The organism is Bacteroides sp. BFG-637 (assembly GCF_024793605.1).
GTDB classification, from domain to species: Bacteria; Bacteroidota; Bacteroidia; order Bacteroidales; family Bacteroidaceae; genus Bacteroides; species Bacteroides vicugnae.
This window is the reverse complement of record NZ_JANUPD010000002.1, coordinates 6,264,418-6,281,265: the sequence shown is the minus strand read 5'-3', so window position 1 is coordinate 6,281,265 and position 16,848 is coordinate 6,264,418. Positions and strand designations below refer to the sequence as shown.

The window sequence follows — 16,848 nt, the reverse complement described above, 5'->3', positions numbered from 1 at the left end:
GAATATATAAATAGAAGAATAAACGATTATGGATTTTAAAATTGCTGTATTAGCAGGCGACGGCATCGGACCGGAGATCTCTGTGCAAGGTGTAGATGTGATGAGTGCCGTTTGCGAGAAGTTTGGTCACAAAGTAAGTTACGAATATGCAATCTGTGGAGCTGATGCGATTGATAAAGTAGGCGATCCGTTTCCGGAAGCAACTTATCAGGTTTGTAAAGAGGCGGACGCTGTTTTGTTCTCTGCCGTAGGTGATCCGAAATTTGACAATGATCCTACTGCCAAGGTACGTCCGGAACAAGGCTTGCTGGCTATGCGTAAGAAACTGGGTCTTTTTGCTAATATCCGTCCGGTACAGACATTCAAATGCCTGATCCACAAATCTCCGTTGCGTGCGGAGTTGGTAGAAAATGCCGATTTTATCTGTATCCGTGAGCTGACTGGAGGTATGTATTTCGGTGAAAAGTATCAGGATAATGACAAGGCGTATGATACGAACTATTATACTCGTCCGGAAATCGAACGTATTTTGAAGGTGGCTTTCGAATATGCGATGAAGCGCAGAAAACATCTGACTGTGGTAGATAAGGCAAATGTGTTGGCTTCTTCCCGTCTGTGGCGTCAGATCGCACAGGAAATGGCTCCGAACTATCCGGAAGTGACAACTGATTATATGTTTGTGGATAATGCTGCAATGAAGATGATTCAGGAACCTGCTTTCTTCGATGTGATGGTAACGGAAAATACATTCGGTGACATCCTGACTGACGAAGGTTCTGTAATCAGTGGTTCTATGGGCTTGCTTCCTTCTGCTTCTACAGGTGAAAGTACTCCGGTATTTGAACCGATTCACGGTTCATGGCCGCAGGCTAAGGGATTGAATATTGCTAATCCATTGGCACAGATTCTTTCTGTAGCTATGTTGTTCGAGTATTTCGACCTTAAAGAAGAGGGTGCATTGATTCGTAAAGCCGTAGATGCTTCTTTGGATGAGAATGTACGCACACTGGAAATTCAGGTAGCTGACGGTGCTAAGTACGGAACAAAAGAAGTAGGACAGTGGATTGTTGATTATATCAAGAAAGCTTGATAAACCCGGATAAAAAAGTAAAAGCCTGGCATCGGATAACGGTGTCAGGCTTTTACTTTTTAGTTCGAAATAGTGTTGTTGTGTTCTACCAACTTTTAATAGTGGAATATAGAACAATACCGAGCACGGTCAGTAATCCTACATAAATAGTGACTGACCATTGTTTTATTTCTTTTCTCTTCGTGCGGGTGGAAGGTTCCAGATAGATGGCTGCTTTGTGGGCGATGGTGCAGAACAACCAACCGCCGAATCCTCCGATAATACCTCCTACGAGTAAATCACCGGGGTAATGTACACCCAGATATATACGTGTGTAGCAGTTGAGTATTGCCCAGGTCAGGATGAAAATGCTTAGCCAACGTTTACGGAACAGGAATATGACAAACATGGCAAGACCTAATGAATTGGCTGCATGGCACGATGGGAAACCGTAGCTTCCCCCGCGGTAACCATTTACGATATATACCAGATCTACAATCGGGTTCTCCGGATTGGCGGGACGCAGACGTGCTACTACCGGACGAATGATGCTGCTGCACATTTGGTCGGCAAAGGTGATAGTCAGTGCAATGGCAGCCACGTAACACAGTACTACTTTCCAGTGGAAGTTTTTTAATAAAATATACAATATAGTGGCATACATGGGAATCCAGATGAATTTACCCGTGAAAGAACTCATGAAATAATCCCAGAAAGGGGAATGTATTCCATTGAAAGACAAGAAGATATTTGTATCTATCTCCGAAAGATATTGGACAATTCCGGTGTGTATCATCAGGCTTTATTGTTCTATATTACTTTATAAATATTCAATATAATTCATTTCCTAGCGTTTTGCCAGGTCATCGTAGAGCTTCTGCAGGAATGCTTTTCCCTTTTCCAGATTGGCTCCTTTGGCGGTACCTTCGTCCAGTTGCACAGTATTTGCGTCCAGATTGTACACTAATTGGTTATCGGCGGTAATCATTCCGAAATAGTTCGGTCGGGTGAAGTATGCGAAATGAGGAGAGGCCGGATTCATGATATTCTTGCTGAAAGTAAATTCATCATGCGGCAATCCTAATTGGGCAAGCAAGGTGGCGGCAATGTCAATTTGTGAAGCATAAGTATCTACCACAAGAGGTTGTTTGATTGCACCTCCGATTAAAATCAGCGGAATGGTTTGGCCGTCCAGCGGATTTTCTATGGGATATGGGTATGCACCCTGATGATCGGGAACGAGTACAAACAGTGTGTTTTTCCATAGCGGTGTCTCTTGATACTGTTTCACGAAATCTCCTACACAACTATCGGCATACGCAAAGGAGTTGAGGATTTTATCATCCAGCCTGTGGAACGGGACTTCGAACGGTTCGTGGCTGCTTGATGTCTGAACAAGTTTCAGGAACGGTTCTTTTTGTTTTTCTTCTTTCAGGTCTTTCATCAGGCGTTGGAATAAGACGTGATCCTGTGCTCCCCATTTTCCTGTACGTTCGGACAGAGGAAAATCTTTATCGGAAATAATCTTCTCGATGCCGGAAGATACCAGATAAGAGCGCATATTTGTGAAATCTGCATCTCCGCCATAGTAATATTCCAGGTTGTATCCGGCATTTTTCAGGCTGCGCGGGATAGAAGGAAGTTTGTCCGTCTTTTCGGGATATTTCATGATGCTGGTGCTTGGCTGGCCGGGATATCCGCTGATGATGGATGCCAGTCCGCGGTCTGTGCGGAAACTGCTGCCGTAGAAGTTGCTGAATAATACGCCTTCTTTAGCGAATTTATCCATATTGACAGCCACATTGGGTTGTCCTCCGAAAGTTTCCATCAAGTGTGTGGAGAAACTCTCAAGGATAATAAAAATAATGTTCGGACGTTGTGTATTCAATAATTGGGGGATGCTGTCTGTTGCTGAGACAGGTTTGTCTACCATCTCTGCAAATAATTCGTCGGCTATTTTCGGGTCCATGAAGCGATATTGCTTATCGAAATTATTCTGGTGGGTGGCGGAATACATGAAGCTGAATGCCGGATTGATGGCTGCATGATTCATGCGTTGGTCCTGACTGAAATATACCTTGCTCAAATTCATGGTGGACACGCTGAATCCGCCCCGGATGGGGATGAAGAGTGCCGCTGTCAGCAAAAGGAGCGCAAGCGAGACATTCTGACGTCGATAAGGTATTTTCAGGGGCTTTTTCTCCCGGATAAGGACATAATAGAAAATGAAGTATAAAATTGCTGCATAGATCAGCATAGATAAGATTCCCAATAGTACAAACCAAAAGCTGACACTTGCCATAGCATCTTTGGGGGAAGAGAAGAAATAGAAAACGGGGGTGGCATCCAGACGGAATCCCCAAAAGCCGTATAATCCCAGGTCGATGATAAAAATGCAGGCCATGACAAAGGCGATTGCTCCGAAATAGCCTTGCCGGATGCGGCGGAGTATGGATGAACTCGTCCAGGCGGAGGCGATGAGCAGTAAGCCGGGGATGGCGGTCAGGTAACCTGCAAGAGATAAATCCAGAGGCAATCCGTGCCACATGATGCGGAAGTAGTCACCTAAAGATGCGTCGGTATATAAATCATGGTAGTAAACCATGAAGATTGGTTTCTGAAGAACGAATAAAAGAACAAATAAAAAATAGGTCGTGAGAAATTGTATGATTCTCTTTTTCATATCTGTAAACTTAAAAAGATTGAACGGATACAAAGTTACTATACTTTTCCTTATCTTTCTCATGAAGTGATATAAAACATACCTTTTTTTCCATATCTTTGTCGTGTCTGTGACAAAAATAAAGTAATAAGATGGCAAAGATTGCAAGGAAACTAACAGATTTAGTGGGGAATACCCCTTTGATGGAACTTTCCGGTTATAGTGGAAAGTACGGTCTGGAACAAAATATTATTGCCAAACTGGAGGCTTTTAATCCGGCGGGAAGTGTAAAAGACAGAGTGGCTCTTTCGATGATTGAAGATGCGGAAGCTCGTGGAGCACTGAAACCCGGTGCAACGATTATTGAGCCGACAAGTGGAAATACAGGTGTCGGGTTGGCAATGGTAGCCACTATTAAAGGGTATCACCTGATATTGACCATGCCCGAAACAATGAGCCTGGAACGGCGGAACCTGTTGAAAGCATTGGGTGCGCAGATTGTATTGACGGACGGGTTAGGAGGGATGGCAGCTTCTATTGCCAAGGCGCAGGAGTTGCGTGATAGTATTCCCGGTTCGGTGATCTTGCAACAATTTGAGAATCCGGCTAATGCGGCTGTTCATGAACGGACGACAGGTGAAGAGATCTGGCGCGATACCGATGGTGAAGTGGCTGTTTTTGTAGCCGGAGTGGGTACTGGAGGAACAGTGTGCGGTGTAGCCCGTGCTTTAAAGAAACATAATCCGGATATTTATATTGTGGCGGTGGAACCGTCGTCGTCTCCTGTATTGGCGGGAAGAGAGGCAGCTCCGCATCGTATTCAGGGTATCGGAGCGAATTTTATTCCCAAGCTTTATGACGCTTCTGTGGTAGATGAGGTGATGGGTGTGCCTGATGACGAAGCGATTCGTGCGGGACGTGAGTTAGCGGCAACAGAAGGTCTGCTGGCGGGAATTTCTTCGGGAGCAGCCGTGTATGCTGCCCGTCAACTGTCACTGCGTCCGGAATTTAAGAACAAAAAAATAGTAGCGTTGTTACCTGATACGGGAGAGCGTTATTTGTCGACCGAACTGTTTGCTTTTGACGCATATCCATTGGATTAATTTATTCACTAAAAAAGACCTGAACCATGGTAAGAATAATGATAGCTTTGTTTTTTTGTTTTCCGGCTGTTGCTTTTGCGCAAACTTATCAGCAATTGTCCGAAAGAGCCATTGAATGTATCGAGAAAGACAGCCTTCCCAAAGCAGAGGAACTTTTGCTTCAGGCTTTGAAGCTGGAACCGAAGAACGCCAAGAATGCGTTGCTTTTTTCTAACTTGGGATTGGTGCAGCGTCGTTTGGGTGAGTTTGACAAAGCGCTGGAGTCTTATTCTTTTGCACTGAATTTTGCTCCTTTGGCAGTTCCTATTTTACTCGACCGTGCCGCCATTTATATGGAAATGGGAAAAACAGACCGTGCTTATACCGATTATTGTCAGGTGCTTGATGAGGATAAGCAGAACAAGGAAGCTTTGTTGATGCGTGCCTATATTTATGTGCTCCGCCGGGATTATCCGGCTGCGAGAATCGATTATAATCGTTTGCTGGAACTGGACCCGCAGAGTTATAGCGGTCGTCTGGGATTGGCTACTCTGGAGCAGAAAGAAGGAAAATTCCGGGAATCTCTTGAAATTCTGAATAAGATGATTACGGCCACTCCTGACGATGCGACGCTTTATATTGCCCGTGCCGACGTGGAACGCGAGATGAAGCATGAAGATCTGGCATTGGTTGATTTGGAGGAAGCGATCCGGTTGGATGCTGCCTCGGCTGATGCTTATCTGCTGCGTGGAAATATCTATCTGGCACAGAAAAAGAAAGGACTTGCCAAAGCTGACTTTGAGAAAGCCATTTCATTGGGAGTGCCTCCGGCTGATCTGCACGAACAATTGCGGCAATGCAAATGAAGTTATCAATAAGGCAACTATATCTTTCCGGTTTACATAAGTTAGAGCTTTTTGTTATAGGCATTAGTTCGTTCCACATAGGTTTCCCTTTCGTTCCACATAGGTAGAACGAAAGGAAAACAGTTGTGGAACGAATAATAATTAGTCAGATGGCTCGTTAATATATACTATTAAAGAATTTCTTTTATTCTACGAACTGTCTAATCAGATTTACGAAATCCTTTCCATATTTCTTTTTCTTGTATTCTCCGATACCGCTGATTTCACCAAATTCTTCAATAGTAGTAGGGCGGGAAATACTAAGCAGGTGTAATACTTTGTCTGACAAGACGATGTAGGCGGGTAGTGCCTCCTGATCGGCCAGTTGTTTCCTCAATCCGCGTAAGGCTTCGAATAAATCCTCGTTTTCTCCCCCTTCCAGGCCGAAAGGAAGTACCTTTGCAACCACCACTTTCTTCTTTTTTCCTTTTTGAGTGGCGACTTCTTCGTGCCGGATGACTGCTAATGTCGCCTTGGCTCTTCCGAAGAGAATATCACTTCCGCTTGCCGTAATTTTAAGATGATTGTTTTCATTATAGGCTATTTCAAAGTAGCCGAGTTGCAACATTTGAAGCAAATAGTCTTGCCAGTCACGAGGAGGAATGTCGCGTCCGGCACCAAATGTTTTAAGTTCCTGATAACCTTTTCCGGTTACTTCCGCAGAATAGCTTCCACGAAGAATATCGATCAACAAGCCTGTACTGATTTGTTGTTCTGTGCGGGCGATGGCACTTAATGCCTTTTGCACAATGACTGTACCGTCAAATCGTTGAGGAGGATTTTTACAAACATCACAGTTACCGCAATCCTCTGTGGTTGTTTCTCCGAAATAGCTTAACAGAATCCTTCTCCGGCAAATATCGGATTCAGCATATTGTTGCATCCGTTGTAGTTTTTCCAGATTGATGTTCTGCTGATTGCTTTCCGAAGCAAATTTAGTGAGTAATATGAGATCTCCGAGTGAATAAAACAGGACAGTACTGCTGGGGAGGCCGTCACGTCCGGCACGGCCTATTTCCTGATAAAAACTTTCTATACTTTTGGGAAGATTATAATGTATGACCCAGCGGACATTTGATTTATCGATCCCCATTCCGAATGCAATGGTGGCACATACCACCTGTATGCGGTCGTTGATAAAGTCATCCTGTGTTTCGTCCCGGTGTTGGGCGGATAATCCGGCATGATAGACACCGCAGCGGATACCCTGCTTTTGCAACATCTGTGCAACGGTTTCTGTCTTACTCCGGCTCATACAGTAAATAATCCCACTTTCTTTCCCGTGACGGTGAATAAATTCTAAGATAGCCTTGTTCTTTTCCTTCGCTTGAAACCCACGTTTCACAGTCAGACTGATGTTGGGGCGGTCGAAGGATGAGATGAAGACACGTGGATGGTTGAGGTGTAATTGCCGTACGATGTCTTCGCGCGTGATTTTATCCGCAGTGGCAGTTAGGGCGACAATCGGTATTTGCGGAAATTGTTGGTGGAGCACTCCCATTTGTGTGTATTCCGGACGGAAGTCATGTCCCCATTGTGAAATGCAATGCGCTTCATCAATAGCAAACAGAGAGATGTTCATATCCCGCAATAAATAATCCTTTTCTGCTAAAAGTTTTTCCGGTGAAATGTAAAGCAGCTTCAGTCGCCCCTCAATGCAGGCACGTCGCAGATGAACGTTTTCCGTTTCGTTATTACTGCTGTTCAGTGCCCCGGCTGCGATGCCGTTTGCCAGCAATGCTTCTACCTGATCTTTCATCAATGAGATGAGTGGAGAAACGACAACAGCGGTACCTTCGCAAAGCAGTGCGGGAAGTTGGTAGCAGATCGATTTCCCCCCGCCAGTAGGCATTAATACCAGTGCATCCTGCTTATTCAGGACGTGGCGGATGATTTCTTCTTGCAGTGGCCGGAAACTATCGTATCCGAAATATGTCTTTAGAGTTTCTCTCATTGATGCTAATTTATCCATGCCGCAAAGGTACATTTTTCTTCGGCAATTTTCATCATGTGTAGATTTCTGTTTCTGATATGAATTATAAATAAGTTAAAGTTTCTTATTATTCGAGGCTATTCCTTCTTTTTCAAGGTTTTTGATTGTTTATTTAGAAAAAAAATGCACAAAATAATTGTGTGTTTAAAAAAAAAGTAAGACATTTGTAACATGTTATGTTGCAAATGAGCAATTATTAACAAATGAACAAACCCTAACCAGTTAATTCAATGAGTGATTTAGAGAACAAAAAAACGGAAGAAACTCCGAAAAAACGTCCCTACAATTTGAGGGAAAAGAAAGAAAAGAAGGCTGCATACAGGTCTTTAATTAGACCGGAATTGGCAGACGAGTTGTATGACAAAATCTTGAATATCATCGTTGTACAGAAGAAGTACAAGGATCCTGATTATTCAGCTAAGGACTTGGCGAAAGAATTGAAGACGAATACTCGTTACCTTTCTGCAGTAGTGAACTCACGCTTTGGTATGAACTATTCTTGCCTGTTGAATGAATACAGAGTAAAAGATGCTTTGCATTTATTGACGGACAAACGTTATGCCGACAAAAATGTGGAAGAAATTAGTGCTATGGTTGGCTTTGCAAATCGTCAATCTTTTTACGCTGCATTTTACAAAAACGTAGGTGAAACTCCTAACGGATATCGCAAAAAACATTTGGAAAATAAGAAATAATTGCGCGTTCCGAAACTGATCAAAAGGAATTACCTCTGAAAGATAAATTTTGGGGATAATTCCTTTTTTCATTTTAATTAATCAATGCTAGCATTATGAGAAAACATCTGATTTTAATGACAGTGGCCGCCACGCTTTTAACGTCGTGCGGAGGAAGTAAAACAACAACTGCTGAAGCAGGAAAATTTGATTATACAGTGGAACAATTTGCTGATTTACAGATATTGCGTTATAAGGTTCCCGGATTTGAGGAACTGACGCTGAAACAGAAGGAACTGATTTATTACCTGACAGAGGCTGCTCTGGAAGGAAGGGATATTCTGTTTGACCAGAATGGAAAATATAATTTGAGAATCCGTAGGATGCTCGAAGCAGTATATACAAACTATCAGGGAGATAAAACGACGCCTGATTTTAAAAACATGGAGGTGTATCTGAAAAGGGTATGGTTCTCCAATGGTATTCATCACCACTATGGTATGGAGAAATTTGTGCCGAACTTCTCACAGGAATTTTTGAAACAGGCCGTGCTCGGTCTGGATGCCAAGTTGCTTCCATTGGAGAAAGGGCAGACTGCCGAACAGCTTTGTGCCGAACTGTTTCCGGTGATTTTCGATCCGACGGTTATGCCGAAACGGGTAAACCAAGCGGATGGCGAAGATCTTGTGTTGACCTCTGCTTGTAATTATTATGATGGAGTGACGCAGAAAGAGGCGGAAAGTTTCTATAGCGTGCTGAAAGATCCGAAAGATGAAACACCGGTTTCTTATGGACTGAATAGTCGTTTGGTAAAAGAAAACGGGAAGTTGACAGAGAAGGTTTGGAAAGTAGGCGGGCTTTATACACAGGCAATTGAGAAGATTGTTTATTGGCTGAAGAAAGCGGAAGGTGTGGCAGAGAATGAGGCACAAAAAGCTGTTATCACCAAGCTGATCCAATTTTATGAAACCGGTGATTTGAAAGATTTTGATGAATATGCGATTCTTTGGGTGAAAGACCTTGACTCACGGATCGATTTTGTGAACGGATTTACCGAAAGTTACGGCGATCCTTTGGGGATGAAAGCGAGCTGGGAATCTTTGGTGAACTTCAAAGATCTGGAATCGACACACCGTACGGAGATTATCAGCAGTAACGCGCAATGGTTTGAAGATCATTCTCCGGTTGATAAGTCTTTTAAGAAAGAAAAGGTGAAAGGCGTATCGGCTAAAGTAATCACTGCCGCTATTCTTGCGGGTGATCTTTATCCGGCAACTGCTATCGGTATCAATCTGCCGAATGCCAACTGGATTCGTGCCCATCATGGCTCCAAATCGGTGACTATCGGAAACATAACGGATGCTTATAATAAAGCTGCTCATGGAAACGGATTCAACGAAGAATTTGTTTATAGTGATGCGGAATTACAGCTGATCGATGCTTATTCTGACTTGACGGATGAGCTTCATACAGACTTGCATGAATGTCTGGGACACGGTTCCGGCAAGTTGCTTCCGGGGGTAGATCCTGATGCATTGAAGGCTTATGGTTCTACTATCGAAGAGGCACGGGCCGATTTATTCGGATTGTATTATGTAGCCGATCCGAAGCTGGTGGAATTGGGGCTGCTCTCTTCTTCCGATGCTTATAAGGCTCAATACTATACTTATCTGATGAATGGGTTGATGACACAACTGGTACGTATTGAACCGGGAAATAGTGTTGAAGAAGCTCACATGCGCAATCGCCAGCTGATAGCCCGTTGGGTATTTGAAAAGGGGGCTGCCGATAAAGCGGTGGAACTGGTGAAAAAAGACGGAAAGACTTATGTGGTTATCAATGACTATCAGAAGGTACGTCAACTTTTCGGTGAATTATTAGCTGAAATCCAGCGCATCAAGTCGACTGGTGATTTTGAAGGTGCCCGTACATTGGTAGAAAACTATGCGGTAAAAGTGGATCCGGCTCTGCATGCAGAAGTTCTGGAACGTTATAAGAAGCTGAATCTGGCTCCTTACAAAGGCTTTGTGAATCCGAAATACGAACTGGTGACAGATGAAAACGGAACTGTTACAGATGTCACAGTTTCCTATGATGAGGGTTATGTAGAACAAATGTTGCGTTACAGCACTGATTATTCTCCGTTGCCTTCAATAAACAACTGATTTGAAATGGATATTAAAGAACAATTGAAAGATATCAAGACACAGCTCCGTCTCTCTATGAACGGGGCTGTGTCCCAAAGTATGCGTGAGAAAGGGCTGGTTTATAAACTCAATTTCGGAGTAGAACTGCCCCGCATCAAGATGATTGCCGAAAGTTATGAGAAGAATCATGACCTGGCACAGGCTCTGTGGAAAGAGGACATTCGCGAATGTAAAATTCTGGCGGGAATGCTTCAGCCGATTGAAACATTTTATCCCGAGATAGCCGACATTTGGGTAGAAAATATCCGGAATATCGAGATAGCCGAACTGACTTGCATGAATCTCTTCCAGCATTTACCGTATGCTCCGGCCAAATCTTTTCACTGGATTGCTGACGAGCAGGAGTATATACAGACTTGTGGTTTTCTGACGGCCGCCCGTCTTCTGATGAAGAAAGGCGATATGACTGAACGCGCTTCCGGTGAATTACTCGATCAGGCGATCTGTGCCGTACATTCCGACAGTTATCACGTTCGTAACGCTGCTTTATTGGTTATCCGCAAATATATGCAGCATAGTGAAGAACATGCCTTTCAAGTATGCCGTCTGGTGGAGGGAATGGCTGATTCTACCTTGGAAGGGGAGCAGATGCTCTACAACATGGTGAAAGAAGAGACTGAAGAATAATTAACCCATTACTTATTTCTAAGAATTTCTTTTGCTTTCCGCAAAAAAGGCTTAACTTTGTTCGCGCTAATTTTGGCTGATGATGGAAACTCAAAACGTGAAAGATACAGTAAGGCAGATATTCACGGAATATCTCACGGCGAACGGGCATCGTAAGACTCCTGAACGTTACGCCATACTCGATACTATTTATTCTATCGACGGTCACTTCGATATTGACATGCTTTATTTACGGATGATGGACCAGGAGAATTTCCGGGTGAGCCGTGCAACTCTCTACAACACTATTATCCTCCTTATTAATGCACGATTGGTCATTAAGCATCAGTTCGGCACTTCTTCCCAATACGAAAAATCATATAATCGCGAGACACATCATCATCAGATATGTACTCAATGTGGTAGAGTGACCGAGTTTCAGAACGAGGAATTACAGCATGCCATTGAAAATACGAAATTGAGCCGCTTCCAGCTTTCACATTACTCCTTATATATATATGGAGTATGTAGTAAGTGCGACAGAGCTAACAAACGGAAAAAAGTAAATAACAACAATAAAAAAGAAAAATGAAAGTAGATGTTCTATTAGGATTACAATGGGGCGACGAAGGTAAAGGAAAAGTAGTCGACGTTTTAACACCTAAGTATGATGTGGTTGCTCGTTTTCAGGGCGGCCCGAATGCCGGTCACACGCTTGAGTTCGAAGGACAGAAATATGTGCTCCGCTCTATTCCTTCCGGTATTTTTCAGGGAAACAAGGTAAACATCATCGGTAACGGTGTGGTACTTGATCCCGCATTGTTTAAGGCAGAGGCAGAAGCACTTGAGGCATCAGGTCATCCGCTGAAAGAACGTTTGCACATTTCAAAGAAAGCTCATCTGATTCTTCCGACACACCGTATTCTGGATGCTGCTTATGGAAGCAGCCAAAGGAGATGCCAAAGTTGGAACTACCGGCAAAGGGATCGGTCCTACTTATACGGATAAAGTGAGCCGTAACGGTGTTCGTGTAGGTGACATTCTTCATAACTTCGATCAGAAGTATGCTGCTGCGAAGGCTCGTCACGAGCAAATCCTGAAGAGTCTGAATTATGAATATGACCTGACAGAATTGGAAAAAGCATGGTTGGAAGGTATCGAATACCTGAAACAATTCCATTTTGTAGATAGCGAACATGAAGTGAATAATCTGTTGAAAGATGGTAAGAGTGTTCTTTGTGAAGGAGCTCAGGGTACTATGCTTGATATTGATTTCGGTTCATATCCGTTTGTGACTTCTTCCAATACCGTATGTGCGGGAGCCTGCACCGGACTGGGAGTGGCGCCTAACCGTATAGGTGAAGTATATGGTATTTTCAAAGCATACTGTACTCGTGTAGGAGCAGGTCCGTTCCCATCAGAACTATTTGATGAAACAGGTGACAAGATGTGTACTTTGGGACATGAATTCGGTTCTGTTACCGGACGTAAACGTCGTTGCGGATGGATCGACCTGGTAGCGCTGAAGTATTCCGTTATGATAAACGGGGTTACCAAATTGATTATGATGAAGAGCGATGTACTCGATACTTTCGAAACAATCAAAGCTTGTGTTGCTTACAAAGTGAACGGTGAAGAAATCGATTATTTCCCGTATGACATCACAGAAGGGGTAGAACCAGTGTATGCGGAACTTCCCGGCTGGCAGACGGATATGACTAAGATGCAGAGCGAAGATGAATTCCCGGAAGAATTCAACGCTTATCTGACTTTCTTGGAAGAGCAGCTTGGTGTAGAAATCAAGATTGTTTCCGTAGGACCGGACAGAGCACAGACGATCGAACGTTATACTGAAGAATAACAATTGATTAGGCACGGATTACACGGATTTCACGGTTTCTTTTTAATTAATACCGTGAAATCCGTGTAATCCGTGCCTAAAATATTTCTTCTCTGCGATAGCGCATTTACCGATTTAACCTTTTTCAAGCCTATAATAATGTACGCCTTATGAAAACACGTTTTATAACTTTCCTTTTGTTGTTAGTCATGAACTTGGGAGCATTTGCACAATCTCCCTATCAACCTGCTGAAGAGAATCTGAAAGCACGACAGGAATTTCAAGACAATAAGTTTGGCATTTTTCTTCACTGGGGGCTATATGCTATGCTCGCTTCCGGTGAGTGGACTATGTCAAATAATAATCTGAATTATAAAGAGTATGCCAAACTGGCAGGTGGATTCTATCCTTCCAAGTTTGATGCGGATAAATGGGTGGCTGCTATTAAAGCTTCGGGAGCTAAATATATCTGTTTCACTACCCGTCATCACGAAGGTTTTTCTATGTTTGATACCAAGTATTCGGATTATAACGTAGTCAAAGCCACCCCTTTTAAAAGAGATATCGTGAAAGAACTGGCAGCAGCCTGTGCCAAGCAGGGTATCAAGCTTCATTTTTATTACTCACATCTTGACTGGGCGCGTGAGGACTATCCTTGGGGACGTACAGGGCAGGGGACAGGACGTGCGAACTCGAAAGGGGATTGGAAAAGTTATTATCAATTCATGAATAATCAGTTGACGGAGTTGCTGACGAATTATGGTCCCATAGGTGCTATCTGGTTTGATGGATGGTGGGATCAGGACCAGAATGAAAAATTCGATTGGGAATTACCGGAGCAATATAGGCTGATTCATAGACTCCAGCCGGGATGTCTTATCGGTAACAATCATCACCAGACACCTTTTGAAGGTGAAGATATTCAGATTTTTGAACGTGATCTGCCCGGTGAAAATTCTGCCGGACTTTCCGGGCAAGATGTAAGCCATCTGCCGTTAGAAACTTGTGAAACAATGAATGGCATGTGGGGATATAAGATTACCGACCAGAATTATAAATCTACGAAGACATTGATTCATTATCTGGTGAAAGCAGCCGGTAAGAATGCCAATCTTTTGATGAATATCGGTCCTCAACCCGATGGAGAACTTCCTGCGGTAGCTGTGCAACGCTTGGCAGAGATGGGAGAGTGGATGAAACAATATGGCGAAACGATCTATGGAACACGAAGTGGTGTAGTTGCTCCGCATGATTGGGGAGTGACAACACAAAAAGGAAATAAACTCTATGTGCATATCCTTGACCTGAAAGACAGGGCTTTATTCCTGCCGTTGACAGACAAGAAAATTAAGAAAGCAGTCTTGTTTAAAGATCAGTCTCCGGTTCGTTTCACAAAGACGAAAGCAGGTGTTTTGCTTGAGTTTGCGGAGGTTCCGAAAGATATTGACTATGTAGTAGAACTGACAATTGACTAATTTTTAGCTAATTCTTCATAAAAGCGAGGGGAAACTATTCTGACATTGGTAGTTTCCCCTTATTTTTGGCAAACAATTTGTTTCAGAGATATAGAGTAATAATTAAAATTGAAAAGTATATGATGTCTTATTGGGTATTATTTATAGGAATCGCTGTTGTCAGTTGGCTGGTGCAGATGAATTTGCAAAACAAATTCAAGAAGTACTCTAAGATTCCTACAGGAAACGGAATGACAGGACGCGATGTTGCTTTGAAGATGTTGCATGACAATGGAATTTATGATGTACAGGTTACACATACGCCGGGACGATTGACCGACCACTACAATCCTACTAACAAAACCGTGAATTTGAGTGAAGGAGTGTATGAAAGTAACAGCATTATGGCGGCTGCCGTAGCGGCTCATGAATGTGGACACGCTGTGCAGCATGCACGTATGTACGCTCCGTTGAAAATGCGTAGTGCATTGGTTCCGGTTGTGAACTTTGCTTCTTCCATTATGACGTGGGTATTGTTGGGTGGTATCTTGCTGGTAAACTCTTTCCCGCAGTTATTGCTGGCAGGTATTATCCTGTTCGCCATGACTACCCTGTTCAGCTTTATCACGCTGCCGGTGGAAATCAATGCAAGTAAACGTGCATTGGTATGGTTGAGCTCATCCGGCATTACTAATTCGTATAATCATGCACAGGCTGAAGATGCTCTTCGTTCTGCTGCTTATACGTATGTAGTTGCTGCATTAGGTTCACTGGCTACATTGGTTTACTACATCATGATCTTCATGGGTAGAAGAGACTAAGAAATGAAAGAGGGAAAAGGCAGGTTTGCCAGCTTCCTTCTATAAAATAAAAAGAGATCCTCCGCAGTCTTTCCGAAGACTATGGAGGATTTTTTTAGTATATGTAAGCATTGCTCGGAAATTTGCAGTAAATTTGCACAATTAAAATTATAAACAGTAATATGATGGCAGCAAAACCAAGTATTCCTAAAGGAACTCGTGACTTTTCGCCGGTAGAAATGGCGAAGCGTAATTATATATTCAATACGATTCGTGACGTATATCATTTGTATGGATTTCAGCAGATAGAGACTCCTTCGATGGAGATGCTTTCTACACTGATGGGAAAGTACGGCGATGAAGGGGATAAACTACTCTTTAAGATTCAGAATTCAGGAGATTATTTTTCCGGGATTACTGACGAAGAATTGTTAAGCCGTAATGCTGCCAAACTGGCAAGCAAATTCTGTGAGAAAGGTTTGCGTTATGATTTGACAGTACCTTTTGCCCGCTACGTGGTGATGCATCGTGATGAAATCACTTTCCCGTTCAAACGTTATCAGATTCAACCGGTATGGCGTGCCGACCGTCCGCAGAAGGGACGCTATCGTGAATTTTATCAATGCGATGCTGATGTTGTAGGAAGTGATTCATTACTGAATGAAGTGGAATTGATGCAGATTGTCGATACTGTTTTCAGTCGTTTCAATATTCGAGTATGTATTAAGATTAACAACCGTAAGATTCTTTCCGGTATCGCTGAAATTATAGGTGAATCAGATAAGATTGTCGATATTACCGTAGCGATTGATAAACTGGATAAGATCGGTTTGGATAATGTAAATGCCGAACTGAAAGAGAAGGGGATCAGTGATGAGGCTATTGCCAAGTTGCAGCCGATTATTCTTCTTAGCGGTACGAATGCGGAAAAGTTGGCAACATTGAAAAATGTATTATCAGCCAGTGAAGTAGGATTGAAGGGAGTGGAAGAAAGCGAATTTATCCTGAATACATTGGAAGCAATGGGCTTGAAGAATGAAATCGAACTTGACCTGACACTAGCTCGCGGACTGAACTATTATACAGGTGCTATCTTTGAAGTGAAAGCATTGGATGTGCAGATTGGCAGTATCACAGGAGGTGGCCGTTATGATAATCTGACCGGAGTATTCGGTATGGCAGGAGTGTCGGGAGTAGGTATCTCTTTTGGTGCAGACCGTATCTTCGATGTATTGAACCAACTCGATCTTTATCCGAAAGAAGCTGTAAATGGAACAGAAATTCTGTTTATCAACTTCGGTGAAAAGGAGGCAGCTTTCTCTATGGCAATTCTGGCTAAAGTGCGTGCTGCAGGTATTCGTGCAGAGATTTTTCCGGATGCATCCAAGATGAAGAAACAGATGAGTTATGCCAATGCAAAGAATATTCCGTTTGTAGCTATTGTCGGTGAGAATGAAATGAACGAAGGCAAAGCAATGCTGAAGAATATGGAGACAGGAGAACAGAATCTTGTTTCAGCAGAGGAGCTGATTGCTGTTGTGAAGAAATAAGCAGTT

At 43.1% G+C, this 16,848-nt stretch carries 13 protein-coding genes and 1 pseudogene; 11 read left to right on the top strand and 3 right to left on the bottom strand.

Translation table 11 applies throughout. The annotated features are described in order from the left end of the window. Positions 1 to 28: 28 nt before the first annotated feature. Complete coding sequence (leuB, locus tag NXX38_RS24660) at positions 29 to 1,090, top strand: 3-isopropylmalate dehydrogenase (RefSeq protein WP_258981516.1); 1,062 nt, start codon at positions 29 to 31, stop codon at positions 1,088 to 1,090. 85 nt (positions 1,091 to 1,175) lie between these two features. Here the strand turns inward: leuB and NXX38_RS24655 are convergent, their stop codons facing one another. Beyond that, a complete protein-coding gene (locus NXX38_RS24655; RefSeq protein ID WP_148364595.1) occupies positions 1,176 to 1,865 on the bottom strand; it encodes a phosphatase PAP2 family protein in 690 nt (229 codons plus the stop codon). Between the two features lie 51 nt (positions 1,866 to 1,916). Next, positions 1,917 to 3,752: an LTA synthase family protein gene (locus NXX38_RS24650; RefSeq protein WP_234132667.1), complete on the bottom strand. Its 1,836-nt coding sequence runs from the start codon at positions 3,750 to 3,752 to the stop codon at positions 1,917 to 1,919. A 131-nt stretch (positions 3,753 to 3,883) separates the two neighbouring features. Here NXX38_RS24650 and cysK point away from each other — a divergent pair, with 131 nt between their 5' ends. Together cysK and NXX38_RS24640 are read left to right on the top strand one after the other, a co-directional pair. Then, the gene (cysK, locus tag NXX38_RS24645; protein ID WP_195650256.1) at positions 3,884 to 4,834 is read left to right on the top strand and encodes a cysteine synthase A; all 951 of its coding nucleotides are present in this window, start codon (positions 3,884 to 3,886) and stop codon (positions 4,832 to 4,834) included. Between the two features lie 26 nt (positions 4,835 to 4,860). Further along, the gene (locus tag NXX38_RS24640; RefSeq protein WP_148364597.1) at positions 4,861 to 5,679 is read left to right on the top strand and encodes a lipopolysaccharide assembly protein LapB; all 819 of its coding nucleotides are present in this window, start codon (positions 4,861 to 4,863) and stop codon (positions 5,677 to 5,679) included. A gap of 184 nt (positions 5,680 to 5,863) precedes the next feature. Here NXX38_RS24640 and recQ read toward each other — a convergent pair whose 3' ends face one another. Next, positions 5,864 to 7,672: a DNA helicase RecQ gene (recQ, locus tag NXX38_RS24635; RefSeq protein ID WP_258981513.1), complete on the bottom strand. Its 1,809-nt coding sequence runs from the start codon at positions 7,670 to 7,672 to the stop codon at positions 5,864 to 5,866. Between the two features lie 269 nt (positions 7,673 to 7,941). Between recQ and NXX38_RS24630 the strand changes: the two genes are divergently transcribed. From NXX38_RS24630 to hisS, 8 genes and pseudogenes are all read left to right on the top strand, one after another. Continuing rightward, on the top strand, positions 7,942 to 8,406 hold the full coding sequence (locus NXX38_RS24630) for an AraC family transcriptional regulator (RefSeq protein WP_004301101.1): 465 nt from the start codon (positions 7,942 to 7,944) through the stop codon (positions 8,404 to 8,406). Positions 8,407 to 8,501: 95 nt separating this feature from the next. Then, positions 8,502 to 10,550, top strand: a complete 2,049-nt coding sequence (locus NXX38_RS24625) for a dipeptidyl peptidase 3 (protein ID WP_258981512.1) — start codon at positions 8,502 to 8,504, stop codon at positions 10,548 to 10,550. Positions 10,551 to 10,556: 6 nt separating this feature from the next. Beyond that, a complete protein-coding gene (locus NXX38_RS24620; RefSeq protein WP_004307185.1) occupies positions 10,557 to 11,219 on the top strand; it encodes a DNA alkylation repair protein in 663 nt (220 codons plus the stop codon). Between the two features lie 82 nt (positions 11,220 to 11,301). Beyond that, the gene (locus NXX38_RS24615; RefSeq protein WP_148364981.1) at positions 11,302 to 11,790 is read left to right on the top strand and encodes a Fur family transcriptional regulator; all 489 of its coding nucleotides are present in this window, start codon (positions 11,302 to 11,304) and stop codon (positions 11,788 to 11,790) included. Then, positions 11,787 to 13,059 (top strand): annotated as a pseudogene (locus NXX38_RS24610) (adenylosuccinate synthase). Before NXX38_RS24615 ends, NXX38_RS24610 begins: the two are co-directional and overlap by 4 nt. Before the next feature lie 149 nt (positions 13,060 to 13,208). Continuing rightward, a complete protein-coding gene (locus NXX38_RS24605) occupies positions 13,209 to 14,513 on the top strand; it encodes an alpha-L-fucosidase (RefSeq protein WP_148364607.1) in 1,305 nt (434 codons plus the stop codon). Positions 14,514 to 14,632: 119 nt separating this feature from the next. Then, the gene (locus NXX38_RS24600) at positions 14,633 to 15,313 is read left to right on the top strand and encodes a zinc metallopeptidase (RefSeq protein ID WP_148364608.1); all 681 of its coding nucleotides are present in this window, start codon (positions 14,633 to 14,635) and stop codon (positions 15,311 to 15,313) included. A 164-nt stretch (positions 15,314 to 15,477) separates the two neighbouring features. Further along, positions 15,478 to 16,842: a histidine--tRNA ligase gene (gene hisS, locus NXX38_RS24595; protein ID WP_148364982.1), complete on the top strand. Its 1,365-nt coding sequence runs from the start codon at positions 15,478 to 15,480 to the stop codon at positions 16,840 to 16,842. Positions 16,843 to 16,848 lie beyond the last annotated feature (6 nt).

What these genes read in the sequence shown, in the direction of transcription:
- leuB (WP_258981516.1), top strand. Translation starts at nt 29, where the DNA reads ATGGATTTTAAAATTGCTGTATTAGCAGGCGACGGCATCGGACCGGAG.
- NXX38_RS24600 (WP_148364608.1), top strand. Translation starts at nt 14,633, where the DNA reads ATGATGTCTTATTGGGTATTATTTATAGGAATCGCTGTTGTCAGTTGG.
- NXX38_RS24640 (WP_148364597.1), top strand. Translation starts at nt 4,861, where the DNA reads ATGGTAAGAATAATGATAGCTTTGTTTTTTTGTTTTCCGGCTGTTGCT.
- NXX38_RS24615 (WP_148364981.1), top strand. Translation starts at nt 11,302, where the DNA reads ATGGAAACTCAAAACGTGAAAGATACAGTAAGGCAGATATTCACGGAA.
- NXX38_RS24650 (WP_234132667.1), bottom strand. Translation starts at nt 3,752, where the DNA reads ATGAAAAAGAGAATCATACAATTTCTCACGACCTATTTTTTATTTGTT.
- NXX38_RS24625 (WP_258981512.1), top strand. Translation starts at nt 8,502, where the DNA reads ATGAGAAAACATCTGATTTTAATGACAGTGGCCGCCACGCTTTTAACG.
- NXX38_RS24605 (WP_148364607.1), top strand. Translation starts at nt 13,209, where the DNA reads ATGAAAACACGTTTTATAACTTTCCTTTTGTTGTTAGTCATGAACTTG.
- hisS (WP_148364982.1), top strand. Translation starts at nt 15,478, where the DNA reads ATGGCAGCAAAACCAAGTATTCCTAAAGGAACTCGTGACTTTTCGCCG.
- cysK (WP_195650256.1), top strand. Translation starts at nt 3,884, where the DNA reads ATGGCAAAGATTGCAAGGAAACTAACAGATTTAGTGGGGAATACCCCT.
- NXX38_RS24630 (WP_004301101.1), top strand. Translation starts at nt 7,942, where the DNA reads ATGAGTGATTTAGAGAACAAAAAAACGGAAGAAACTCCGAAAAAACGT.
- recQ (WP_258981513.1), bottom strand. Translation starts at nt 7,672, where the DNA reads ATGAGAGAAACTCTAAAGACATATTTCGGATACGATAGTTTCCGGCCA.
- NXX38_RS24655 (WP_148364595.1), bottom strand. Translation starts at nt 1,865, where the DNA reads ATGATACACACCGGAATTGTCCAATATCTTTCGGAGATAGATACAAAT.
- NXX38_RS24620 (WP_004307185.1), top strand. Translation starts at nt 10,557, where the DNA reads ATGGATATTAAAGAACAATTGAAAGATATCAAGACACAGCTCCGTCTC.